The sequence below is a fragment of the Flavobacterium succinicans LMG 10402 genome (assembly GCF_000611675.1).
Lineage (GTDB): Bacteria > Bacteroidota > Bacteroidia > Flavobacteriales > Flavobacteriaceae > Flavobacterium > Flavobacterium succinicans.
In genome coordinates this window covers 288,836-312,627 of the sequence record NZ_JATV01000002.1, presented here as the reverse complement: position 1 = coordinate 312,627, position 23,792 = coordinate 288,836, and the positions used below count along the sequence as shown (strand labels likewise).

Sequence of the window (23,792 nt, the reverse complement as noted above, 5' to 3'; positions counted from 1 at the left end):
TGATTTTTATTTACTTGACCAAAATCAAAAATCGTTACTCTTCAATCAAAAATCTTTTAACTTAATGACATTCGTGTTAAGGAGTATCAATGGTTTTTATACATTAGTCTGATTTGTCAGTTCGAGCGCAGTCGAGAACCAATAGTGCCTTTCGACTGTACTTCGACTTCGCTCAGAATAAACTGCTCGATGTGACTTAAAAAGTGTAGTGCTTAATTGTAGTTGTTATTCGTGTTATTACTCTTTCAATCCTTCAGCTTTACCACATGCCATTGTTGCGGAATCTTCAAAAAAGGTTTTCTGACCAAAGCTTCATTGGTTAAATAAAAGGTATTGCCATCCATCGTAGCAATGCTCTCAATTTGATGAAATCGCATTTTTAGATTGATCCTTCTTTTGCCACCCGAAAAAAATTGATTTCCCGTAAAATCAGACAAAAGATATAAAAAAGGGCTTCCTTTTTTAGTGTAGCCACACAGTACTATTTTTTTTTCACGCTCCAAATAAGTAGCGCCAGTGATTAAGCCTTTGCAATCCCAAGAAGCTTTTAGTTGTGCCATTTGGTGGCCTGTGGTGTTGGGCAAAGCATAAAGGTTTGTAGTCGAAGTTTTCCATACTTTAGTGAACAAATAGATACTGTCTTTCGTTGCTATAAAAGCTTCGCAATCCCACTCGGTGGTGTTGGGTTTTTGTGGATTAAAATCCGTTTGATCACTATACGAGAAAGTGATGGTTTCAATATGAGGTTGCTCTTTCAGAAAGGATGTCTTCTCTATTTTTAAAATACTCAAATCTTTTCGATTCCCAGAATTGTTGTTGCCAAAGTCTCCTATATATAGGTAGGAACTATCTTGAGTGATTTCTTCCCAATCCTGATTCACTACTCCGTGCAGTTTGATTTTCTTTTTGATTTTTCCTGACCCGTCCAAGCCATAAAGCGTGGTGTCTTGGTCGTCATTGTGTGTCCAAAATAAACCCTCAAAAAATACTAACCCAGAAGTTTCTTTTAAGGAATCGGATAGTGGAGCAGAATGCAAGTGTTTTGTTTTGATCCTTGAGTGCTTATTTTTTTTGTTTTTTAGGATAGCAACATCATTAAGTTTATTCGTTTGAGGGTAAACGAACGAAAAACAGCATAGTAAGTACAACAAGAATTTCATAAACATTGATGCTAAGGGAAAGGTAAAAATACGGAAATATAGTTGTAATAAACTTTTAATAACAAGAAGGATTGGTAACGCTTTTGAAAGCATTTTATCTCATTATATTTGCATCATGCAATTATCTGTTATCATTCTCAATTACAACGTGCGCTATTTCTTGGAACAATGTGTACTTAGTGTTCAAAAAGCGTTAGAAAATATCGATGGCGAAATTATTGTGGTCGACAATGCGTCCTCTGACGATAGTTGCGTGATGATGCGAACACGATTTCCAGCCATACAATTGATTCAAAATAAAGAGAATCTGGGTTTTTCAAAAGGCAATAACATTGGAGTTGCTGCTGCCAAAGGGGACTATCTTTGTGTTTTGAATCCCGATACTGTTGTAGCCGAAGATACTTTTGAGAAGGTATTGGCTTTTGCTAAAGCTCAAAAAAATCTTGGCATTGTTGGTGTAAAACTCATTGATGGTTCCGGAAATTTTTTACCCGAAAGCAAACGAGGGGTTCCCACACCTTGGGTAGCTTTTACAAAAGTCATGGGATTGTACAGATGGTTTCCTTTTGTTTCAATTTTCACGAAGTATTATGCGCAACATTTACAGCCTGATCAAACCGGTAAAGTCGATATTTTAGTGGGTGCTTTTATGTTCCTCTCTCGTGAATTGTACTTAGAAGTGGGTGGTTTTGATGAAAATTGCTTTATGTACTCAGACGATATTGACCTATCCTATCAGGTGTTGCAAAAAGGAAAAGACAATTTTTATTTTCACGAAACGACAGTCTTGCATTACAAAGGCGAAAGTACCGTAAAAGATGGTACTTACATGAAGCGCTTTCAAGAAGCCATGCGTTTTTTTTATCAAAAACATTTTAGAATTTCCTTTTTCTTTGAAATTTTTATGGAGTTAGGGATTATTTTGTTTTCCATTTTAAAAATGTTTCAAGGAAAACCAAAACATAAAAAAGAATTCAATGCCTATTGTTTTTTTTCTGAAGATGAAAAAGTGGCGCAGGAATTACAGTTGGCTTTGGGAAAAAAAGTGGCGTTTCATGCTTTAAAAGGAGAAAAAATGGTAAATTCGTCTTCTTTTATAAAGGAAAAAGGAATCGAAATACTTCTGGATAATAATTATATTTCTTTTCAAGAATGCATCGCTTTTTTGGAATTACTAAAGAATAGAGGATTTACTTTTAAAATTCTTCCTAAAAGTTCTAATTTTTTAATAGGAAGTGATAATAATAACGAAAGAGGTACGGTTTTGAAAATTCCGAATAATTTATATAAAATGTAATTTACATTCGATTTATTTGTTAATTTCGCAAACAGAAAATAAAAAACACCGTTTAGGTTACTGATATGGCAAGATTTGAATTAAAACTTCCAAAAATGGGAGAAAGTGTTGCAGAAGCAACCATTACCAATTGGTTGAAACAAGTAGGGGAAACAATTGAAGCAGACGAAGCAGTATTAGAAATTGCTACAGACAAAGTGGATAGCGAGGTGCCTAGTGAAGTTTCAGGGGTATTAGTAGAACAATTGTTTCAAATTAATGATTTGGTTCAGGTGGGTCAAACCATTGCTATTATTGAAACCGAAGGTGGTGCAGTTGCAGAATCTGTTGTTGCTAATGCAGTTCCAGAAGAGGTGGTAGCAATCGAAAAGTCAATTGAATTGGCTAAAGAAGCCGTGCTTGCTCCAGTAGATTTTACGGAATCGGATAAGTTTTTGTCTCCTTTGGTAAAAAATATTGCCAAAGAAGAAGGAGTATCTGTTGTAGAATTACAAACTATTTCTGGAACAGGTAAAGAGGGTAGAATTACCAAAGTTGATATTTTAGAGTATATTAAAAATAGAGGAAATCAACCTAAAGTGGTTGCTACACCATCATTAATGGTGGATACAGTGTCGTCTGTGTCGCCAACTCCTGTGGCTACAAAAGCTGCTCCGGTTTCTGTTAATGGTGGAGACGAAATTGTAGAAATGGACAGAATGCGTAAGCTAATTTCGGGTTATATGGTAGCTTCTGTTCAAACCTCGGCTCACGTGCAGTCATTCATTGAAGTCGATGTAACTAACATTGTAAAATGGAGAGATCGTGTAAAAACTGCTTTTGAAAAGAGAGAAGGGGAGAAATTGACTTTTACTCCTATATTTATGGAGGCTGTGGCGAAAGCTTTGAAAGATTTTCCAGGAATGAATATTTCAGTTGATGGTGATTTTATTATCAAAAAGAAAAACATCAATTTGGGTATGGCAGCCGCTTTGCCAAACGGAAATTTAATTGTTCCTGTTATCAAAAATGCCGATCAATTGAATTTGGTGGGAATGGCAAAAGCAGTAAATGATTTAGGAAATCGTGCGAAAGCCGGAAAATTAAAGCCAGACGATACACAAGGCGGAACCTATACGGTGACCAATGTGGGGACTTTTGGTTCTGTTTTTGGAACACCGATTATCAACCAGCCGCAAGTAGGTATTTTGGCGCTAGGGGCTATTCGAAAAGTGCCAGCGGTAATCGAAACGCCAGAAGGTGATTTTATTGGAATTCGTCAAAAAATGTTCTTGTCTCATTCGTATGATCACCGTGTGGTAGATGGCGCATTAGGAGGAAGTTTTGTGAAAAGAGTAGCAGAATATTTAGAGGCATTTGATCCAAATAGGGATTTTTAATAAAAAACTAACAATCCAAAACCGACATAATGTATTTTATGTCGGTTTTTTTATTTTAATTTTTTTGTAAAGATTTGGATTTCATTCTGTTTGTTCCATTTTATTAAAGAGAAGTCTTTTTAGTCCTGCTTAAAAAAGTATATTTGCAATTGTAAATAATAGGATGAAATGGAACTGAAATTAAATAGACCCATTTGTTTTTTCGATCTTGAAACAACAGGTATTGATATTGGGAAAGATCGCATTGTAGAGATTTCAATTTTTAAAGTTTTCCCCAACGGAAACAAAGAAAGTAAAACCTGGTTGGTCAATCCAACCATTCCTATTCCTGCTGAGACAACTGCGGTGCATGGGATTACTAATGAAAAAGTAGCCAACGAGCCCACCTTCAAAGAATTGGCTTCGCAGGTGTACAATATGATAAAGGATGCTGATTTGGCTGGATTCAATTCAGATCGTTTTGATATTCCTTTATTGGCTGAGGAATTGTTGAGAGCAGGAGTTGATTTTGATATGAAGAATAGAGTTTCTGTAGATGTACAGACTATTTTTCATAAAATGGAAGAACGTACGCTAGCGGCGGCATTGAAATTTTACACCGGTAATTCGCTCGAAAATGCTCATTCAGCCGAAGCAGATACGATGGCTACTTACGAAATTTTAAAAGCACAATTGGATCGCTATCCTGAGTTGGAAAACGATATGAAAGTGTTGTCCGAATTTACGACAAGAAAAAAAATAGCCGATTTCGCTGGAATGATTGCTTTTGATAAAGACGATGAAGAGATTTTTACTTTTGGAAAGCATAAAGGTGTTAAGGTTGAAAAGGTATTAGAGACGGAGCCTGGTTATTTTAGCTGGATTCAAAACGCCGATTTTCCTTTGTATACCAAAAAAGTACTTACAGCCATTAAATTAAGAAAGTTAAACACAAAATAGAGTGATTAGTGAAAAGTAATTAGTGAATAGTATGTGTTTGCTAATTACTTTTTACTAATTACTATTCACTTAAGTTATGAAAATAATTTGCATTGGCAGGAACTATGTCAACCATATTGAAGAGTTAAAAAACGAACGTCCAGAGGAGCCAGTGGTTTTTATGAAGCCTGATTCGGCTATTTTACTAAAGCAGCATCCTTTCGTGATTCCAGAATTTTCAGAGGATATTCATCACGAAATTGAGTTGATTGTAAAAATTAGTAAAGTTGGAAAATACATCGAACCTAAGTTTGCACATAAATATTATGAAGAAATTAGTGTTGGAATCGATTTTACGGCAAGAGATTTACAGGAAAAACTAAAACAAAAAGGATTGCCTTGGGAAAAAGCAAAGGCTTTTGATGGTTCGGCAGTGATTGGAGATTTTTTGCCTAAAACTCACTTTAGTTCACTTGAAAATCTTACATTTGAGTTAACTAATAACGGACAAAGCGTTCAAAAAGGTTGTTCTAGTCATATGTTATGGTCTATTGATGAGTTGATTGCTTATGTTTCGCAGTTTTTTACGTTGAAAATAGGAGATATCATTTTTACCGGAACACCAGCTGGAGTTGCTGCTGTGCAACCCAATGATGTTTTAGAAGGATTTTTAGAAGGACAACAATTATTTAGAATACAAGTAAAATAATGGCTTTAAAATACAACCTTTCCAAAGTGTATGCGCTTTCGGACAATGATCCAGAATTTGTGTTGCAAATTTTAACTCTTTTTGTTACTGAAGTTCCAGAAGATTTGAAAAAAATCAAAGAAGGAATTGATGAGAGCGATCATAAATTAGCATACGCCTACGCGCACAAGACCAAACCTACTCTTGATTTAATCGGATTAAATGTCGCATTTGAAGAAATTCTCCAAATAGAAGCTTGGACTAAAACCGAAGGTCGAAAAAAAGATATTATAGAAACTTTCAAGAGCCTCAAAAAAAGGGTAAAAGATGCTATTAAGGAAATCAAAAAGGATTTTGACTTGTAATAGCTGATTCGAAAAGGATATTCATTTCAATTTTATTAGTATATGAAAGCAACCATAATTACTATCGGTGACGAAATTCTTATTGGGCAAATTATTGATACCAATTCAGCTTACATTGCAAAAGCACTGGATCGAATAGGGGTTGAGGTTAAAGAGATGCTTTCTATTAGTGATGATAGAAAAGCTATTTTGGATACGTTTGCTTCTTTGCAGAATAAGGTGGAGTTGGTGGTGATTACTGGTGGTTTAGGGCCGACAAAAGATGATGTTACTAAAAAAACGATTTGTGATTATTTTGAGGATACGCTTGTTCGTAATGTTGAGGTTGAGTTGCATGTTGTAGCTTTAATTGAAAAAGCATTACAGCGAAAAGCTTCGCAAATGAATATCGACCAAGCTTTGGTGCCCTCGAAGGCTACGGTATTGCATAATGAAGTGGGTACGGCTCCGGGAATGTGGCTCAAAAAAGAAAATACCGTTTTTGTATCGCTACCTGGAGTGCCTTATGAAATGAAATATTTGGTGGATTATCTAGTGGTACCTAAAATAGTTAGCGAATACGAGCGTCCTTTTATTATACATAAAACTGTGCTTACTTATGGTCAAGGCGAAAGTTTGGTGGCTGAACGCATTGAGCAATGGGAGGATGATTTGCCTAACTTTGTGAGCTTAGCGTATTTGCCAGCTCCAGGTCGGGTGCGTTTACGGTTGACGGCAAGAGGAAAAGATAAGCAGTTTTTGGAAGCGGCGTTGCACGATTTGTTGGCATCTTTACAAAATCTTATTGGTGATATTATTGTGGGGTTTGATGAGGAAGAAACTTTGGAAGTTGTTGTTGGTCGTATGTTAGTTCAAAAAAATAGGACAATCGCTACGGCTGAAAGTTGTACGGGAGGTAAAATAGCACAATTAATCGCAAGTGTCCCTGGGGCTTCTGGTTACTATAAAGGGAGTATAGTGGCATATGCTACTGCGATGAAAATTAAGTTGTTGGAAGTGCGTCCTGAGACGATTGAACAGCATAGTGTGGTTAGTGGAGAGGTGGCAAAAGAGATGGCGGTGAATGCTCAAAAAATATTCCAAACGGATTATGCTATTGCGACTACTGGTAATGCTGGACCAGCAAAAGGTGACTCTGAGGCTAGTGTTGGTAGTGTTTTTATTGCCTTGGCTACACCAAATGGTGTACTAGTGGAAGCGTTTAATTTTGGTCAGCCCCGTGAGAAAGTTATCGATAGAGCGGTAACTAAGAGTTTGGAAATGATGCAAAAAGAAATTTTAAAAAATGTGTAATAATTTTTTGTTTCATCCGTTTATTTTTCTTTTCTTTGCACCCTGATTTTGAATAACGATAAAAGATAAGATAATGTCAAGAGTTTGTGACCTTACAGGTAAAAGAGCGATGGTAGGAAATAACGTTTCTCACGCTATGAATAAAACTAAGAGAAAGTTTTCTGTAAACTTAGTGAAAAAGCGTTTTTATCTTCCAGAAGAAGATAGATGGATTACTCTTAGAGTAGCAGCATCTACGATAAAAACAATTAATAAAAATGGAATTGCTGCTGTTTTGAAAAAAGCGCAATCAGAAGGATTTATCAAATAATCTTTTTCCAATAATAACTATATAGCAAGATGGCAAAGAAAGGTAATAGAATCCAAGTAATTTTAGAATGTACTGAACACAAAACAACTGGTGTTGCAGGGACTTCAAGATACATCACAACAAAGAACAAAAAAAATACTCCAGACAGATTAGAGATTAAAAAATTTAATCCAATCTTGAAAAGAGTAACTGTTCACAAAGAAATTAAGTAATAACAAGTGGTTTTAAAGTCTCAATTGTTTAATTAGAGATTTTTAAAATACAAATAACATTTGAATCATGGCAAAGAAAACCGTAGCATCGTTACAAACCGCTTCTAAGAGATTATCAAAAGCCATTAAAATGGTGAAATCTCCTAAGACTGGTGCTTATACATTCGTAGAATCTATTATGGCTCCTGAAGCAGTTGATGAATTCTTGAAAAAGAAATAATTTTCATACAATTTATATAAAAGCTACTTTCTTTCGGAAGTAGCTTTTTTATTTTTTATATTTACGCTTTCAAATATTGCATTGATTTTTTTCATGACCTACTTAAACTAGCCCAAATGAGTTTTTTTAAACGTATTTTTTCCTCCGATAAGAAGCAGTCTTTAGATAAAGGACTCGAGAAAACAAAGACTAATTTTTTTACAAAATTAACAAAAGCTGTTGCCGGTAAGTCAAAAGTAGATGATGATGTGCTTGATAATTTGGAAGAAATTTTAGTAGCTTCAGATGTTGGAGTTGCTACTACTTTAAAAATTATTACTCGTATTGAAAATCGTGTTGCAGCAGATAAATATTTAGGGGTTGATGAGTTAAATGCAATTCTTCAAGAAGAAATTGCTGGCTTGTTATCTGAAACTAATAACGGAGAAGCTTCAGAATTTGTAGTACCAATCAATACTAAACCTTATGTATTGATGGTGGTAGGCGTAAATGGAGTGGGTAAAACCACTACTATTGGTAAATTGGCTTATCAGTTTAAAAAGTCAGGATACAATGTTGTTCTTGGAGCGGCGGATACTTTCCGTGCGGCAGCTATCGATCAGTTACAAATTTGGGCAGATCGTGTTGGAGTGCCTATAGTGCGTCAGGAGATGGGAAGTGACCCAGCTTCTGTAGCTTTTGATACTTTGCAATCAGCGGTGGCACAAAATGCCGATATTGTGATTATTGATACCGCTGGACGTTTGCATAATAAAATCAATTTAATGAATGAGCTATCAAAAGTGAAACGTGTGATGCAAAAAGTGGTTGCTGATGCGCCTCATGATGTACTTTTGGTACTAGATGGTTCTACAGGTCAAAACGCTTTTGAACAAGCCAAACAATTTACGGCTGCTACCGAAGTTACTTCTCTTGCGGTTACTAAATTAGACGGAACGGCCAAAGGTGGCGTTGTTATTGGTATTTCGGACCAGTTCCAGATTCCAGTAAAATATATTGGAGTAGGTGAAGGAATTGAAGATTTACAAGTCTTTAATAAGTATGAGTTCGTAGATTCTTTCTTTAAATAGTTTGATGTGAAAAATTTTAGCCCTTTATATTTGTACTTCATCAGTATGATTTGTCTTGTCTTGGCTAATTTTGTTAGAGGTAAAATGGATTATGCGTATGGCTTTTTTCTAGGAGCTGGCGGGGTTCTTTTTTTAATTGGTATTTACAAGAAGTTTAGTGCTAAGTAAAATTTGATAAAAGCTGATTTTTCCTTGCTTTTTCTATACTAATTTATTGTTTTTCCATCTTTTTAATTTTTTTTTAGTTGCTTTCCTTTTTGTTTTAAAATGTGGAATGCGAACTGTTTTTCTTTGTTTCTTTACTTGATTTACGCGTACTTTGTAATTAGAGCAGAGGTGTTGTTGTGCACTGTTTTTCTAGCCCTGATGGGAACGGCATCCTTTTGGTCCCGGGGTTCGGGACGACAAGATATAGTGGACAGCAGGAAATAGCTCCTTATAAAAATTAAAAATATTCTATGAAAAAAGTAGTTGTAGTAGTAACCCTTTGTTTGTTTTTTTTAGGGTGTCAATCTAAAGTTGAGAAAGAATCGGTGACTTTGTTGAATGGGTATTGGGAGATTGAGAAGGTGGTTTTTGAAGAGGGTGCGGATAAAGAATACCCGAGCAATGATAGTTTTGATTATTTTGAAATAAAAGGCGATACTGGATTTAGAAAGAAAGTAATGCCGCAATTGGACGGTACGTTTCAGGCGAATGATTTGGTAGAAACGATTCGTGTTCGAGAGAAAAATGATCAAATTTTTCTAGATTTCAAGACTGATTTTGCGCAATGGTCAGAGGAATTGATAAAGATTGATGCAAAGGAATTGGTCTTAAAAAATGCAGAGCAAAAAGAGTATCACTATAAAAAAACAGGTCCGATAAAAATTATTGACAATGGCAAAACGACTAAATAATCAGAATACGGTAGGGGATGTGTTGAAGCATATTATTGAGGCGAATAAACTGCAAACAGGTCTTAATCAGATTGATGTTCGTGAGGCTTGGAAAAATTTGATGGGCAATGGTGTAAATTCATATACTCAAGATGTGGTTTTGAAAGGTAATATATTATATGTAGCCTTAACGTCTTCAGTACTGAGGGAGGAATTGAGTCACGGGAAATCGAAAATAATTGCCATGATTAATGAGGAATTGCGTCGTGATGTGGTTAGAGATGTGGTGTTGAGGTAGAATGTGAGTGTTCAGTGGTCAGTAATAAGTATTCAGTTTGCTGTAGCGACTATATACTCTTTATTGAATTATAATTTTCAGGTAATAAAAAATCCCATTTTGTTTATAGCAAAATGGGATTTTTTTATGAGATAATTATTTTTAGTGCATTTTACAGCCCACTAAAAACTGTTTACTGAACACTGATTTAGAATTGCTCTCTTCCAGCAAAGTGGAAAGCACTTTCGATAGCAGCATTTTCGTCGCTATCAGAACCGTGAACAGCATTTTCACCGATAGAAGTTGCGTAAGCTTTACGGATAGTTCCTTCAGCAGCTTCAGCTGGATTAGTCGCTCCGATTAAAGTTCTGAAATCTTCCACTGCATTTTCTTTTTCTAAAATGGCAGCAACGATAGGACCACGAGACATGAATGCTACTAATTCTCCGTAAAAAGGTCTTGCAGCGTGTACAGCGTAAAAAGCTTCTGCATCAGCAACCGTTAATTGCGTTAATTTCAAAGAAACAATTTTGAAACCTGCATTGGTAATCATTGCTAAAATGTTTCCGATGTGTCCGTTTGCTACAGCATCAGGTTTGATCATTGTGAATGTTCTATTCGTAGTCATTATTTGGTTTTTTTTAAATTCGGAGCAAAAATATACTTTTTTATCAATTCCGATTAGTAAAAGACGAATTTAATTAACAATCTATATGCTTTAGAATGTTATTATTGTGAAATGCGTTGCTAGTGGCTGTATTTTTTGGATCAGTTTTGGAAGTAGTTGTTCACCATTTTCTAAATAGAATTCGGCAAAATTAGCTTGACGTTCTTGCAAACTTTGGTTAGGAAAAAGTTCATTTTGAAGTGCTGTGATTCGGCTCAAACTATCGGCTAATTTTCGTTTTTGTGCTTTTAGCAATCGTTTTTCAAGTTGTTCTAGTCCTTTGGTTTGTTTTACTTCTTGCGCTTTTACGGCGCCTTCAAAAGAACGGTCGGTTTTGTAAGCGAGTTCATTGAGAGCTTGAAACTGCTGTTGTAATTGCTGTTTCAAATCGCTCAAATCGATGGCGAATTCGGATAATTGTTTGGTTTTGTTGTTGATTAATTGCGCTTGTTTTTGGAATAAATCGCTCCAAGTCAAGGCTAAGGCATCGGCTTTTTTTAGCTGTTTTTCAGTAGCCAATACTACGGAGTTACGTACAATGAGTATTGGAAAAGTCACCTCTACTGCATCAAAAAATGATTTCAATTCTAACCAATACGCTATTTCTCCACCACCACCAATATAGGCTAGATTTGGTAGAATAACTTCTTGATATAAAGGACGCATCACTACATTGGGGCTGAATTTTTCAGGATGGAGTTCCAATTCAGCGAGTAGTTCTTGTTCTGAAAACTGAATTTTAGTATTGTTTATTTTGTACATTCCATCTTCAAAAATAATACGCTCTCTCAAGTTGTCTTCTATGTAAAACAAATTGATTTCACGAGGATTCACTTGAACAGTGTAATTACCCATTTGATGGATAGTTTCATTCACTTTTGAAAAAGCTGTTTGTTTGAGTAATTCTTCTTTTATGAATGGAATAAATTGTCTTTTTAGATTGGCATCATCAGCATCTAAAATGACTAATCCGTAATCGCTAAATAGAGCATTGGCTAAATATCTGGTCGCATCAGCTAAATTGGGATGCTTCAAATAAGCTTCTTGAAATAGTGTTTTTAGCTTTTCGGCATTGGTACTGCTTCCTAATTCTAGCGCAAAAATGGTTAAAAAATCTTCAAGACCTTCTGTAGATAATCGGCCTACTGGTCCAGTACTTTCTTTGTTCCAACAGAATTTTTTTCCTTTAAAAGTAAAGTAATTGATTTCTTCAAAATCGTGGTCTTCGGTAGCCATCCAATATATTGGAACAAAATTTTGTTCAGGATATTTTTGTTGTAATTCCTTAGTCAGATTGATGGTTGAAATGATTTTATATAGAAAATACAAAGGCCCAGTGAATAAATTCAGTTGATGACCTGTTGTAATCGTAAACGTATTCGATTGGTTTAACAGTTTAATGTTATGAAGCGTAGTCTCAGAAGCATTTATTTTGGCATATTGGGATTCTAGAGAAGCAACTAAAACAGCTCTTTTAGAGTCATCGAAGTTGGCTTTCTTTTCATCTATTTGAGGGCCAAAGTTTTCAAGAGTTGGGAATCGATGGTACAAAGGCTGTACGTTTGGTTTTTGGTCTAAATAGTCATTGATTAATGAGGAAAAATACCCAGAATTTTGAAAGCTGATACAGTCGGATGGCATAATATTGTTATTTGATGCTAAAATATCAAAAAATATTATAAGACATTGTAAAAAACTTCTCTTTAATAGGAGTGCTTATTTTAATTCATGAATATTTATTTGAATCGTTTACTGTGAAGTTGCTTCTTCTAAGTTAAGTTTTATAAATTGTAAAAATTGATTCATCAGATAAGATTAAAATAATAAAGCAACTCAATTTCAGTTGCTTTATGTTCGAGATAATTATAGTTGTAAAATTCACAACTAATTATGCTTACTAATGAAAAAGAAAACGATTAGTACTGCTACCATAAAAAGCATTCTGTATATTGATGCCTTAAATGTTGTCGTGCCATTGTTTTGGTCTTCTTTTCTTTGTTTAATTATATTAATAATCATGAATGGTACTATTGCAATTATAGATGCCGAAGTTTTATTAAATGTTTTTCAGTACAAAGTTTGGATTCTTTTTTTTTCTAAACTTTTTGCAAAAAAAAACCATCCCGATTTGTCAGGATGGTTTCATTATTAAAATATTAATTCTTAGAAACTGAAGCTTAATCTAGCAAAAACGAAACGACCGTTTTGACCAAATTGAGATACGTTTCTGGAATATACATACATGGTGATATCAGCCATTAAATATTATATACTGAAGCTAAAATTAAAAGTATGAGAACTAGCGTTAGAATAATTATTGAAATGAAATAATATGATTTTAATTTCCAACCTTCTTTGTACATTTTGTAAAAATTATAACAGTATAGAGAAACACTCAAAATCATCAGAGGGATTGTAAATAATTCTACAAAAGCACCCTCAATTTTTGTTAAATTTATATTTAAGTAAGAAATGCTAACTAAACAGGTAAAATAAAATAAAATAATTACACTAAATAAAGTGTTAATAATTCCAGTTTTTCTTTCTTTTTTCATATTCTATTTTTTTTAAGTTCTATATTATTCCCTATCAGCCCATGGTAAAGATGGTAATATTGGCAAGTATGGGACTGCTTCCAATTCTTTGTCAGGAATGCAACCGCTTAAGCAGAACCAACGAGGGTTACATCTTTTACATATTTTGTCATGGACATAACATGCCCAATGAAAATATAAACATGGCCCACTATAGTTGCCACAACACCCATGAGTAGAGCCATTTGGCCATCCAAACTCGTCAAATTCGTTAGGGTTATCTTTAGTATATTCTCTTAGATTAATTATTAATTCTGTGATAGATATTTCATCAGTTGTAATGTTCTTTAAAACTTCTTTATAAAAATAGCCTCCTTCCTGAATTGCTAACTCTGGATTTTGATTGATTTCGTCAAGAAAACTTTTAACATCTAATTTGAGATCTTCTTCAAGAATAAATGAGGATAGACCTTTTTCGAAACCAACATAAACCAAGAGGTAAAGATTATTTGAGTATAAAATAGGCTGTCTTTTGTGACAGCCTGCTTAAAAAAAATAAATTATATTTTATTGAAACGCATAAGTTGTTAATCTAAAATTACTAGATGCGCTTGTGAAAGTATAAATAGTATTAGAAAAAGTTATTTTAAATAATTCTTTTTTTACATACAGCCCTTTATCATCTAGAAGTTCTTTATCTATATTTTTCAAAAGTGCAGGTTCAGCGATAATTGCGCCTAAATTATTTTCCCAAGATACATGATTTAATTTCATCGTTTTATTTACTGTATCTTCCGTTACCGTCACATTATGATATATAGTAGTTTTACCTCCGTTAAATCTATATTCAATAAAACTACCAAAAGCTGGGTTGTTGAAAGTAAATTGAACTCTACTAAGTTTTTGGGTAGAAGATAATTGTGCATTTACTTGGTTTAAGAGCGTATTACATAAAAATGAATTAGATGGAGCAGTTGCTAGATTTGCTGCAATGTAAGCAAACCCAGTTGCAGGATTTCCTTTGCCTTCTATAAGAATTTTATAATCATCTGTTAAGATCAATGGTTTGTTACTATACTTGATGGTTGCAGTAACATTGTTTGTTCCTGTGGCAGTAAAGGCTCCGCTCGCACTATCATAAGTAAAGTCGGTTAGTTTTTGATTACCAACTTTGACAGGCGGACTTACAATAATACCAGTTGGCGTGTAAGCGATACCCATATTACTAGTCAAGTTAGTACCTGATTCTATCGAATTAGCTGTTGCATACCTAGTGGCTCCAGTGAAATTAAAATCAAATTGACTTGTTTTTGAACCATCGAAAGTTTCGAGAAGCCTGAATAGAGGTCTTGTGTTGCTACCAATAACATTAGGGATCATAGCGATGTTTTTAGCTAAGTTTGACCAGTCTTCGGCCGTAGCTTTTACAAAACGCAATTCTTTAAAACTTCTATTCGTTTTGAAAATGATTTGATCATTCTCTTTACCATAATAAAGGAATTGAAAGTCTCCTTTGTACCCCTTTCCTCTCAAACTTGCTACAGGATAATTGTTAGAATCAGACAATAAATGTATTCTGTTTTTTGTTGTAAAAACAAGACTTACTGTACTTCCTAATTCGATGCTGTATTCGCTAGAATACGTTCCAGTATCGCTATCGAAATCTGAGGCCATGTCTACTTTTCCCTGTTTAAATTTAAATAGGTGTGTGTAACCTCCCAACTGTGTAGTATCTGTAAAATAAACAGCTTTCCATCCGTATTGTGCGGATTCTAATAGGTCATTAAGCTCTTTTTGTTTTGCATTTAATCGTTCCGATGGAGTAGCGTTAAATGGAGAATCTAGTGATTCTTTATTATCACAAGAAAGAAATTGGAATACTAAGAAAGCAACCAATAAGTGATTAAATATTTTCTTTAATTTCATAATTTTTAAATTTATATTTATAAATTGTGTAGTTGAAATATGTTTTTTGGTTAAACAAATTGTGTTTAGAAACTAACATTATCCATTAATTACCGCATTAGTGTTTTTTTCAGCTTCATCTCTAAGTTTGTAGAAATCGATGCCAAAAGCGTCCTTGAAATACTTTACCACAACAGCTTCTTTACTTTTTATGCTAGCTTTTGCGGTGGTGCTTGTTATGGCATTTAGGATAGCTTCGTATTCTGCTTTTGAGTTAACCAACATAATAGATGCCATTTCTGCAAAATCTTCATTAATGTTTGACCTTGCATAGTCTGTAATGAAACCTTGTTCTCTAGCTACAGCTGTAGAAGTCGCATACCAGTTAGAGGTATATCCTGTAGGTGTAATTTTTGAAAATGTTTTTTCATCAAAAGGTTTAGTCTGGTTGAGAATATGTATGTATTCATGCTGTATTGTATGAATAAAACGTTTCACGTTTTCACGATTTTTTTTGTTGACATTGTCGGTTTCAAATAATGTAATGCGTTGACCACCTTCAGCTAAACCTAGTGTTATGGTTCCTGTAGTATTTAAGTTAATTCCCCCCACAAGCACAAATTCTCTTGGAGCAATTTTTTTTACAAAATCAGGACCTGCTATGGCTTTATAGCTTTCCAACCATATTTTTTGAACGATTTCTAGTGCAGGTTGTACTTTTGTTTGCAAAGGAGGGTATAAGAAGCGATTATTATCGACAACGTTTTGATTCCATTTATAAATAATATTAATGTTATATGTATTCAAATAATTAGTATCAATCCAGTTGTCTAATTCTGATTTAGCGGGTGTTGACAAATCTAATTGACTTTCTTTAAGGCCTTCCTCACTTGAACAGGCATTAAACAGTAGTGCTACTAAAGTAAGTAATGCTATTTTTTTTACTTGTTTTAATATTTTCATAGTTCTGTGGTTTTGTTAACGTGGATTTTTTTCGATTCCTGTATTAGATACGTGTAATGGGATTTGAATAGCTTTTCGTTTATCGTCTTTTGTTAAAATATTATCCGCTTGATTATATGATTGATGGGTTACTTTTAAAGCAAACCTTTTAATATCAAGCCATCTTAAGCCTTCGTGAATAAACTCTCTTCTTCTAATTTCAGCAATTGCTTTTATGTAAGAAGTTTGTATTGGAGTTAGTGAGTAAAACGGAGTGTATTCATTTTCTATGACCGGATACTTGGCTATAACTTTAGCTTGTGTAATTTTGTCAGTAGTGGCATTATAATTTTTTACACGAATAGATATGAAATAATCTAATTCTTGATTGGCTAAATCGATTTGATTCGTCATAATCAGTGCTTCGATTCGATTGAGGTACAATTCGTCATTACTTAATAATACAAGACCGGTAAACGGAAGACCAATTCCTGCATTTGCATTGGTGTATCTGAAGTATTCAGTAAATTTAGGAACGAAAATAGTGATTTGACCATTATACGATAACGGGCGATATAAATATTCTTTGTTTACTAAATTCGTTGTTGTTCCAAAAAGCTCGTCTCTATTGGCGCCTGTTAATTGATATCTGTTACGTCTAAAACTTCTAGAGTAAGTAGATGAAGCAGAAACAATCAATAGGTTAGTGTTTTCACTTTCTTGAGAATATTTTCTTGTACCTGTTTCAAAATCAACATCTAAATAGGATTGATAGTTTCTTAATTGATCAATTTTATTTGCAGATAATTCATTAGAAACTTCTAAAACCTTATTCCATTCGCCTGTAATGGCATAAAAACGACTTGCAAAAGTGTTTGCTGCAGCTTTGTTAAAGTGGAATTTTGGCAATTTGTAATCACTATTGACATATTTAAGGCCTTCTGCTAAATCTGCTTTAATGTAATTGAAAACTTCTTCTACGGTATTTCTAGTGTATTTTTTTATCAATACGTCCTCGGGCTCTAATACATAAGGTATTCCCAAATCAGTTTTTGCTGTTGCAGGATTATACCTTTGAGAAAAAAAGCTAACAAGCATAAAGTGAGAATAAGCTCTGGCCATAAGTGCTTCTCCTTTTTGAGGATTTAAATTACTTGGGTTGCCTAATTTTTTTATGGCATCTAGTGCTTGATTGGCATGTGCAATAGCATCATAACAAGCATCCCAATAAAAAGAAGGAGTGTCTCTTTGAATATCATCCTGTATTTCCCAGTTGTAATTTTGACTATTTTTTATAGTTGTCAGTGTTAAATCACCACTGTCAAAAACATTATCCGTCATTGTTTCAGCAAATTCCATATAGTTGGCTTGTGGATATGCATTAACTAATATTTCAGATATTTTTTCTGGTGTATTTAATTGTGTTCTGTTGTCAGGAATCTCAGAAAGGAAATCATCGCAACTAGTTGAAAGTACTAATGTCAATAAGAGACTTAGTGTTATATTTAGTTTTCTCATTTTTTTGGTTTATTAAAAAGATACGTTAAGAGAGAATGTATACTGGCTAGTTATCGGCTGAGATACTCCACCAGATCTGTAAAATTCAGGATCTTGTCCGTTTAGTTTTTTGTCAGAATAGATTAAAAGAGGGTTAGCAGTTGATGCTTTCATGGTAAAGATATTAAGTCCTAATTTTTTCTTTAAATCTTTAGGGAATTCATAGCTAATTGCTACATTTTTTAATCTTACAAAAGTACCATCAGCAACACGTTCGTCAGAAAAGTTATAGGCATTGTATGCTCTTGTTAAATCTTTTGATTCAGCCGCATAGTTGGCAATTAATCGTTTGTCAGCAATAACTGGAATTGTTGTTAATGCTTCATCACCTGGATTAATCCATCTATTTGTGAATTCTTTAGTAAAAACAGTTAAATCGTCATAACTGTCAGAGTATATAGGATTCAAACGAACTTTGTTTCCTCCTGCTGCAACAATAAGAACACTTAAAGACCAATTGTCATAAGTAAAGGTGTTGGATATACCTGCAGATTTGTTAGGTTCAATGGATCCTTCGTATTTTAAATACTTAGTTACATTATCTGAATCTTGAAAATTTGCTCCAGATACATTATCTAATTGACCTTCAGGCATGATGAAAGTAGGCAATCCTTGGCTGTTTAATCCTGTAAATTGATAAGAATACAAGGCATTTCTTGGATGACCTATTGTGTTTCCTCCAGTTCCATCTACTAAACCTAATACTGATGGTGTGTTTTGTAATTTTGTAATTTCTTGATTAAATATGGAGAAATTAAAAGAAGTTGACCATTTTAGTCTAGTATTGTTTAAGTTTCTTGTTGTAATGGCAAGCTCGATACCTTTAGTTTCCATATTGGCATTATTTCCTTGCTTTAATTTTTGACCTCCAATACCGGAAGTAGTAACAAAATCAACTAAATCAAACGCTTTACGTCTGTAAACATCAGTTGTGAATTGTATTCTATTATTAAATACACCCAAGTCTAAACCAATATTGGTTTCAAATTGTTTTTCCCAAGTTAAGTCTCCGTTTTGAAGTTCATCAATATTCAAACCAGTTTCTCTATCTCCAAGATTAAGACGGTCAGTTACAAAACTTCTATAGATAGCTAATGAATTTGTTGCTGGTCCAGCCGTAGCAGTTAAACCATATGAACCTCTTAAGCTTAAGGTGTTCAATTTTTCCATATTTTTCATGAAGGATTCCTCCTTAATATTCCATTTTCCACTAAAAGTATAGGTTGGCAGCCATCTAGAAGAACCGCTATTTCCTTGTCTATTAGAACCATCATATCTTCCTGTGATAGATGCTGTATAACGTCTATCGTAAGTGTATCCTACTTTTCCGAAGAAACCAACGGTTCTCTCTCTTTCTTCATTAAAACCAAAATATGATTCGCCACCATTTATTAGTTTTTCTAATATTCTAGGATCTGTAAATGCGGTTAAACCTTTATTATATTGTATTCCGTATGATGTGAAATTGTTACTATTTCTATCAACTGATCTAAGTTCTTGACCAAATAAAGCATCAAATTCATGAATCTCATTAAACACATTTTTGTAGCTAAAGCTATTACGAATATTAAATGAGGTTAAATCATTAGAAAATTTTCTTAATATTCCTCCATTTGGTAATACTGAAACTTTTGGTGCTGTTAAGTTGTCTGGATCTTGGTACAAAAAGATGTTTTGATCTCTTACAATAGTAGTTTCTTGAGCATTATAAGCACCAACTATATTAGATTTTTCTAAAATATTATGTTCTCTTGTTGTATTAGCACTTCTAATATTTCCTGTGAAATTGTAAGTGAATTTTGGACTTATTTTGTATTCTAAATCTGCTTGAAAACGAATGTCTTTCACCTTGATGTCCATATAATTGTTTTCTAATTCTTCAATTATATTTATGGGCGCCCAGTTGTTTCTATAGTACTCATAATTACCATTTTCGTCATATGGTCTTAAAGTTCTGTTGGTATTCAATACATAATTAAATGGGTTGATATCAAAGTCTCTTGTTGTGCTTCCGCTTACGCCATCTCTGAGGCTGTCATAACTTCCTGGCGCAGACTGGTTCCTCAAAGAGGCTTGTGTTGATAATGTAAGACTTAATTTATCATTAATAAAAAAAGTGTTTTTAATGTTTGAAGTAAATTGTTTTACATTGTCTGCTAATGTCCATCCAGGATCATTGTAAAATCCAAGTGATGCAAAATAAGAATTGTTTACACCTCCTCCAGATAAGTTCAAAGAGTGATTTTGTGTAATTGAAGGTCTGAATAAAGCGGCGAACCAATCTGTATTTGCTAATTCATACTTTTGTAAGAAAGCATTTCTGCCTGCTGCATCATTTTTAACTCCAAAAGTACCATTAGTTGTGTTGTAGGTATTAATTGCTCTAGAAAGAATATTATAAACACCTCCATATCGGCCTTGAGAAGTCGAAGGTAAGTCTAGGAACCCTTTTGCTTCAATCTCTTTAAGAATACTCATAGTTTCTTGAGAATTTAAAATGTCATATTGACTATAATTAGGTACTGTTCTTACAGTTTGTTCTAACGAATAGTTTATGTTTAATGGAGATTCTCTTTTTCCTTGTTTAGTGGTAACTACAACTACACCATTTAAGGATCTTGAACCATAAATAGAAGTTGCAGAAGCATCTTTCAAAATTTCAATACTCAAAACGTCATTAGGATTCAATCCAGCTATTGAAGAGCTTAGTAGTGTTTCTGAGTTACCAGAAGCTAGGTCTTGAAAAGATAGATTCACAATATCTTCCTGAACAATACCGTCAATTACCCAAAGTGGTTTTGTGTCACCAAAAATAGATGAAGATCCCCTAACTGTAATTTTTGGAGCAGTTCCAAAAGTTCCAGTTACGTTTTGAACTGTTACACCAGCTGCTTTTCCTTCAATCATTCTGCTGATATCAACAACTCCTTCAACTAATAATTCTTTTTCAGTGATTTTACTTACTGCACCAGTAAATGTTCTTTTAGATGTTTTTTCGTATCCTGTAGTTACAACTATTTCTTTAAGTTTTTCACCAACTTCTTTTAGAATAATAGTTGGAGGTAAGTTGTTTATGCTTACTTCTTTTGTTTCCATTCCAATATATGAAATGACAAGTGTAGTGTTGTTTTCAGGTACTGAAATCGCAAATTTACCATCATAGTCGGTAAGCGTTGTAATTTTAGTTCCTTTAACTAGAATGGTTGCTCCAGGTAGAGGGTTTTGGTCTTCGTCTACAACTTTTCCTTTAATGGTTCGCTTATCTTGATTAGTCGAATTCAATATTTCAAATTCAGTTGAACTTACTTTTTGTGGTTTGTTTTGTAAGATGATTTGATTGCTGACCTCAAAGTATTCTATATCAAGAGGACTTAGAATATTTTTTAGTACGCTAGAAAGTGACTCATTTGTTGCTTGGTAATTTACTATAGAGTTAAGTTGACTAATTCTAGAATTATATGAAAACTTTACATTGGCGGATTTTTCTAGTTTCTTAATTACTCTGTTTAAGTTCATGTTATTTAGGCTAACAGAAATCTTAGTGTCTAATTTTTTTTGTCCTTTAGCACTATTTGCAAGGGTAATTGTTGAAAACACAAATGCTAACAGGATTTGATATAATGTTATTTTCATGATTCGATAAAGTAATCGTTGTTTAACAACAGGTTTTTTCATAATTTTGGTTGGGTTTTTATTAGTACTTATTACGGGTATTTTAAACTCTTTTAATTACTTTTTACAGAAAGTAATTTAGTTTTTTAACAGGTGTCAAAATGTTACAGCATGTTGGCACCTTTTTTTTATAAAAATTTCACATAGGCATTAGTTTAATTACAACCCTCGGTTGTTATGATTATTTGATTTTCATTCATTTCGTAGCTGGTATTTTTTCCTAATGCATTGCATATAATCTTAAGTTTTTCCTGCAATGGTTCGTCGCTAAGGGATGTGGTAAGAAAGCAATCTTTAAGTTTTTGTTTTGGATAGACTATCTTAACTTGATAAGCTTGTTCAATAGTGTTGAAGATTTGAGAAACCGGAATGTCATTAAATTCAAAACTTAGTTGTTCAATATTTGTACTAGATTGAAATAAAGATTTGTCTTTAATGATATTAGTAACTTTGTTAAATGTTGCATCCTTTTTAGTAAAACGAACTGCTTCATTAGGTAATAAAGTGATTTCTTCATTTTTAATAGTACTATTTTTTTGTGACTTCACTTTTACTTTACCAGTCCTAACTAAAACTTCAATGTTGGGTTGGTTTTCAAAAGCACTAATTCTGAAGCTTGTCCCGACAACTTTTGTAACAATTTCATTAGCAAAAACAAGAAAGGGTTTCTTGGGATTTTTACTAATTTCAAAAAAACCTTCACCCGATAAATAAACTTTTCTTTCATTTCCAGTAAAATGTATTGGATAGCTTAGTTTACTGTTGGGCTGTAGTAATACTGAACTTTTATCAGATAATGTTATGATTTGAGGTTTGTTACTGTTGTTAATTTGCACAATAATGCCGTCATGAATGTTTTTTGTTAAAACATTATCGATTTTTGAAGCAGTATTTTTAAGATGTAAATTGTAAAAGCTGTATCCGATAAAAACGAAAAGTAATAGGGATGCTGCTAATTGTGTCCATTTAATATGTTGTATATTGAAGGTTCTTTTGCCTTTTTTTTGCTTCTCTTTTATTTCAATTTTGTCCCAAGTAGAAAGTAGTGCAGATTGCAGTTCTTCTCGGGTCAGTTTTTGTTCATTAGTTTTTAATGCTAAAATCCAAAGCCTAGATTCTTCTACTAATTTGGCTCGTTTTGGGTTTTCTAAAGTCCATTCTTCCCAGTTTTTATTGTCTTGGTTGTTATGTACCCATAACTTGAATGATTCGTCCATTAAAAAATCATCAATCTCAGTATAAAAGTCTCTTTTTTGCATCAGTGAAATATAGTTACTAATACATAAAGGGTAATATCTTTAAAATATACTCATCAAATTGTGAAAAAAAACAAAAAAAATAATATTATTTTGAGAAGTTGTTGCAGATAGGTTTTTTTTGAGGAAAACACTGATATTTGGTTGATAAAGATTTCACCTTTTCTAGTTTTTTTAAATTAAAACAATAAGATCTTGATTTGAATTTTTAATATCAAATGTTTTTTACTAAAAGGATTGAAGAGTCTCTTTTTCTTACAAAAGAGAAGAAATTTTTGAAAAAATGAGTAAAGTATAAATAATGGAACTCCAATCTTTACGAAGTTTGAGTAGCGATCTATGTAGTAAATTGCTTGTTGATTGATAGTTGATATTTAAAATTTCGGCTATTTGATCAATACTTAGTTCTTGATGATATCTAAGGTATAAAACTTCTTTCTGTTTTGAAGGAAGTAGGTTTATTAATTTGTTTAATTGAATTACTTTGTTTTTACTATCCTCATCTATAATTAGCTTGTGTTCAACAGAAAAGTCGAATAGAAATTCTAATGTTTTTGTAGAAGTAGCTTTTGTGAAAATTCTATCACGTCCGTGTTGTCTAGCAATTCTTTTGCGTACACAAGATAAAAGATAAGTTTTTGGAGCAATATTTTCATTTAAAGAGTTTCTGTACAACCAAACATCAACGAAAACGTCTTGTATACAATCTTTTACTTTTTCTTCATTTGAAGAAAAGGAATTTCCGTACAAAACTAATTGGTTAAAGTATTTATCAAACAGAGTTGAAAAAGCTTTTTCATTGCCATTAATTAATTGTTTCCATACTATTGCATCGTCAATTTCTTTGATATGTTCGGTGGTTGATTTCAATTTTACTTTTAGTATTTAGTGTTAGGTTTTTGTTAATATTTTGTAATAATACAATTAATATCAAAAAAACACAAATTAAACTATTTTTGTGTGTTTGTAATTTAAAATAATATATTTTTCTAATACTAATAATAGTAATACTGCTAATTTATTATTGTTTTATTAATAGTGTCTGCAATAGTGCTTTTGTAATTGATTTTAATAACATAGTTTAGCATAAACAACTATTTAGGCTGGAACTTTATTGATGGAGCGTTTTATTATTACTTTTGATTAGGTTTTAGAAGTTTTTTTAATGTTAAATTTTGTTATTTTTTTTATC

General features: G+C 33.1%; 23 protein-coding genes. 13 read left to right on the top strand and 10 right to left on the bottom strand.

Going from position 1 to position 23,792, the window contains the following annotated elements:
* Window positions 1-245: 245 nt before the first annotated feature.
* Entirely contained in the window at window positions 246-1,037 is a 792-nt protein-coding gene (locus AO58_RS0102925) for a T9SS C-terminal target domain-containing protein (protein ID WP_139225533.1), read from the bottom strand.
* Between the two features lie 238 nt (window positions 1,038-1,275).
* Between AO58_RS0102925 and AO58_RS0102920 the strand changes: the two genes are divergently transcribed.
* From AO58_RS0102920 to AO58_RS0102860, 12 genes are all read left to right on the top strand, one after another.
* On the top strand, window positions 1,276-2,457 hold the full coding sequence (locus AO58_RS0102920; protein ID WP_024980269.1) for a glycosyltransferase family 2 protein: 1,182 nt from the start codon (window positions 1,276-1,278) through the stop codon (window positions 2,455-2,457).
* Window positions 2,458-2,522: 65 nt separating this feature from the next.
* On the top strand, window positions 2,523-3,836 hold the full coding sequence (locus tag AO58_RS0102915; RefSeq protein ID WP_024980268.1) for a dihydrolipoamide acetyltransferase family protein: 1,314 nt from the start codon (window positions 2,523-2,525) through the stop codon (window positions 3,834-3,836).
* 168 nt (window positions 3,837-4,004) lie between these two features.
* The gene (locus tag AO58_RS0102910; RefSeq protein WP_024980267.1) at window positions 4,005-4,775 is read left to right on the top strand and encodes a 3'-5' exonuclease; all 771 of its coding nucleotides are present in this window, start codon (window positions 4,005-4,007) and stop codon (window positions 4,773-4,775) included.
* Between the two features lie 76 nt (window positions 4,776-4,851).
* Complete coding sequence (locus AO58_RS0102905; protein WP_024980266.1) at window positions 4,852-5,463, top strand: fumarylacetoacetate hydrolase family protein; 612 nt, start codon at window positions 4,852-4,854, stop codon at window positions 5,461-5,463.
* Complete coding sequence (locus AO58_RS0102900) at window positions 5,463-5,807, top strand: Hpt domain-containing protein (protein WP_024980265.1); 345 nt, start codon at window positions 5,463-5,465, stop codon at window positions 5,805-5,807. Before AO58_RS0102905 ends, AO58_RS0102900 begins: the two co-directional genes overlap by 1 nt.
* A gap of 42 nt (window positions 5,808-5,849) precedes the next feature.
* Complete coding sequence (locus AO58_RS0102895) at window positions 5,850-7,100, top strand: CinA family nicotinamide mononucleotide deamidase-related protein (RefSeq protein ID WP_024980264.1); 1,251 nt, start codon at window positions 5,850-5,852, stop codon at window positions 7,098-7,100.
* Window positions 7,101-7,173: 73 nt separating this feature from the next.
* Complete coding sequence (gene rpmB, locus AO58_RS0102890) at window positions 7,174-7,410, top strand: 50S ribosomal protein L28 (protein ID WP_024980263.1); 237 nt, start codon at window positions 7,174-7,176, stop codon at window positions 7,408-7,410.
* Between the two features lie 29 nt (window positions 7,411-7,439).
* Window positions 7,440-7,622, top strand: coding sequence for a 50S ribosomal protein L33 (gene rpmG, locus AO58_RS0102885; RefSeq protein ID WP_007805817.1), 183 nt, complete (start codon window positions 7,440-7,442; stop codon window positions 7,620-7,622).
* Between the two features lie 67 nt (window positions 7,623-7,689).
* Window positions 7,690-7,842 carry a DUF4295 domain-containing protein gene (locus AO58_RS17720; protein WP_066310049.1) on the top strand — a complete coding sequence of 51 codons (153 nt, stop codon included), beginning with the start codon at window positions 7,690-7,692 and terminating at the stop codon, window positions 7,840-7,842.
* A 116-nt stretch (window positions 7,843-7,958) separates the two neighbouring features.
* Entirely contained in the window at window positions 7,959-8,912 is a 954-nt protein-coding gene (ftsY, locus tag AO58_RS0102875) for a signal recognition particle-docking protein FtsY (RefSeq protein WP_024980262.1), read from the top strand.
* A 458-nt stretch (window positions 8,913-9,370) separates the two neighbouring features.
* Window positions 9,371-9,811, top strand: a complete 441-nt coding sequence (locus AO58_RS0102865) for a lipocalin family protein (protein ID WP_024980261.1) — start codon at window positions 9,371-9,373, stop codon at window positions 9,809-9,811.
* Window positions 9,792-10,088: a DciA family protein gene (locus tag AO58_RS0102860; protein WP_024980260.1), complete on the top strand. Its 297-nt coding sequence runs from the start codon at window positions 9,792-9,794 to the stop codon at window positions 10,086-10,088. Before AO58_RS0102865 ends, AO58_RS0102860 begins: the two co-directional genes overlap by 20 nt.
* A gap of 187 nt (window positions 10,089-10,275) precedes the next feature.
* Here AO58_RS0102860 and AO58_RS0102855 read toward each other — a convergent pair whose 3' ends face one another.
* The gene (locus AO58_RS0102855) at window positions 10,276-10,695 is read right to left on the bottom strand and encodes a nucleoside-diphosphate kinase (protein WP_024980259.1); all 420 of its coding nucleotides are present in this window, start codon (window positions 10,693-10,695) and stop codon (window positions 10,276-10,278) included.
* 90 nt (window positions 10,696-10,785) lie between these two features.
* Window positions 10,786-12,375: a bacillithiol biosynthesis cysteine-adding enzyme BshC gene (gene bshC, locus AO58_RS0102850; RefSeq protein WP_024980258.1), complete on the bottom strand. Its 1,590-nt coding sequence runs from the start codon at window positions 12,373-12,375 to the stop codon at window positions 10,786-10,788.
* Window positions 12,376-12,634: 259 nt separating this feature from the next.
* Here bshC and AO58_RS17920 point away from each other — a divergent pair, with 259 nt between their 5' ends.
* Window positions 12,635-12,886, top strand: a complete 252-nt coding sequence (locus tag AO58_RS17920) for a hypothetical protein (protein ID WP_139225534.1) — start codon at window positions 12,635-12,637, stop codon at window positions 12,884-12,886.
* A 427-nt stretch (window positions 12,887-13,313) separates the two neighbouring features.
* Here the strand turns inward: AO58_RS17920 and AO58_RS0102830 are convergent, their stop codons facing one another.
* The 7 genes from AO58_RS0102830 to AO58_RS0102800 all read right to left on the bottom strand — a co-directional run bounded on the left by AO58_RS0102830 (window position 13,314) and on the right by AO58_RS0102800 (window position 23,470).
* A complete protein-coding gene (locus AO58_RS0102830; RefSeq protein WP_024980256.1) occupies window positions 13,314-13,763 on the bottom strand; it encodes a hypothetical protein in 450 nt (149 codons plus the stop codon).
* Window positions 13,764-13,835: 72 nt separating this feature from the next.
* Window positions 13,836-15,194, bottom strand: a complete 1,359-nt coding sequence (locus AO58_RS0102825) for a DUF4302 domain-containing protein (protein ID WP_024980255.1) — start codon at window positions 15,192-15,194, stop codon at window positions 13,836-13,838.
* Window positions 15,195-15,272: 78 nt separating this feature from the next.
* A complete protein-coding gene (locus tag AO58_RS0102820; RefSeq protein WP_024980254.1) occupies window positions 15,273-16,136 on the bottom strand; it encodes a zinc-binding metallopeptidase in 864 nt (287 codons plus the stop codon).
* A gap of 15 nt (window positions 16,137-16,151) precedes the next feature.
* Window positions 16,152-17,633 (bottom strand): RagB/SusD family nutrient uptake outer membrane protein, encoded by a 1,482-nt coding sequence (locus tag AO58_RS0102815; RefSeq protein WP_024980253.1) that lies wholly within the window; start codon window positions 17,631-17,633, stop codon window positions 16,152-16,154.
* 12 nt (window positions 17,634-17,645) lie between these two features.
* Window positions 17,646-21,347 carry a SusC/RagA family TonB-linked outer membrane protein gene (locus tag AO58_RS0102810; RefSeq protein WP_024980252.1) on the bottom strand — a complete coding sequence of 1,234 codons (3,702 nt, stop codon included), beginning with the start codon at window positions 21,345-21,347 and terminating at the stop codon, window positions 17,646-17,648.
* A 152-nt stretch (window positions 21,348-21,499) separates the two neighbouring features.
* Complete coding sequence (locus AO58_RS0102805; protein WP_024980251.1) at window positions 21,500-22,603, bottom strand: FecR family protein; 1,104 nt, start codon at window positions 22,601-22,603, stop codon at window positions 21,500-21,502.
* 252 nt (window positions 22,604-22,855) lie between these two features.
* Entirely contained in the window at window positions 22,856-23,470 is a 615-nt protein-coding gene (locus AO58_RS0102800) for an RNA polymerase sigma factor (protein ID WP_024980250.1), read from the bottom strand.
* Window positions 23,471-23,792: the final 322 nt, after the last annotated feature.

Bases quoted from the DNA above. Each gene is read 5' to 3' on its own strand.
- AO58_RS0102920 (WP_024980269.1), top strand. From the start codon at position 1,276: ATGCAATTATCTGTTATCATTCTCAATTACAACGTGCGCTATTTCTTG.
- AO58_RS0102915 (WP_024980268.1), top strand. From the start codon at position 2,523: ATGGCAAGATTTGAATTAAAACTTCCAAAAATGGGAGAAAGTGTTGCA.
- AO58_RS0102910 (WP_024980267.1), top strand. From the start codon at position 4,005: ATGGAACTGAAATTAAATAGACCCATTTGTTTTTTCGATCTTGAAACA.
- AO58_RS0102905 (WP_024980266.1), top strand. From the start codon at position 4,852: ATGAAAATAATTTGCATTGGCAGGAACTATGTCAACCATATTGAAGAG.
- AO58_RS0102900 (WP_024980265.1), top strand. From the start codon at position 5,463: ATGGCTTTAAAATACAACCTTTCCAAAGTGTATGCGCTTTCGGACAAT.
- AO58_RS0102895 (WP_024980264.1), top strand. From the start codon at position 5,850: ATGAAAGCAACCATAATTACTATCGGTGACGAAATTCTTATTGGGCAA.
- rpmB (WP_024980263.1), top strand. From the start codon at position 7,174: ATGTCAAGAGTTTGTGACCTTACAGGTAAAAGAGCGATGGTAGGAAAT.
- rpmG (WP_007805817.1), top strand. From the start codon at position 7,440: ATGGCAAAGAAAGGTAATAGAATCCAAGTAATTTTAGAATGTACTGAA.
- AO58_RS17720 (WP_066310049.1), top strand. From the start codon at position 7,690: ATGGCAAAGAAAACCGTAGCATCGTTACAAACCGCTTCTAAGAGATTA.
- ftsY (WP_024980262.1), top strand. From the start codon at position 7,959: ATGAGTTTTTTTAAACGTATTTTTTCCTCCGATAAGAAGCAGTCTTTA.
- AO58_RS0102865 (WP_024980261.1), top strand. From the start codon at position 9,371: ATGAAAAAAGTAGTTGTAGTAGTAACCCTTTGTTTGTTTTTTTTAGGG.
- AO58_RS0102860 (WP_024980260.1), top strand. From the start codon at position 9,792: ATGGCAAAACGACTAAATAATCAGAATACGGTAGGGGATGTGTTGAAG.
- AO58_RS0102855 (WP_024980259.1), bottom strand. From the start codon at position 10,695: ATGACTACGAATAGAACATTCACAATGATCAAACCTGATGCTGTAGCA.
- bshC (WP_024980258.1), bottom strand. From the start codon at position 12,375: ATGCCATCCGACTGTATCAGCTTTCAAAATTCTGGGTATTTTTCCTCA.
- AO58_RS17920 (WP_139225534.1), top strand. From the start codon at position 12,635: ATGAAAAAGAAAACGATTAGTACTGCTACCATAAAAAGCATTCTGTAT.
- AO58_RS0102825 (WP_024980255.1), bottom strand. From the start codon at position 15,194: ATGAAATTAAAGAAAATATTTAATCACTTATTGGTTGCTTTCTTAGTA.
- AO58_RS0102820 (WP_024980254.1), bottom strand. From the start codon at position 16,136: ATGAAAATATTAAAACAAGTAAAAAAAATAGCATTACTTACTTTAGTA.
- AO58_RS0102815 (WP_024980253.1), bottom strand. From the start codon at position 17,633: ATGAGAAAACTAAATATAACACTAAGTCTCTTATTGACATTAGTACTT.
- AO58_RS0102810 (WP_024980252.1), bottom strand. From the start codon at position 21,347: ATGAAAAAACCTGTTGTTAAACAACGATTACTTTATCGAATCATGAAA.
- AO58_RS0102805 (WP_024980251.1), bottom strand. From the start codon at position 22,603: ATGCAAAAAAGAGACTTTTATACTGAGATTGATGATTTTTTAATGGAC.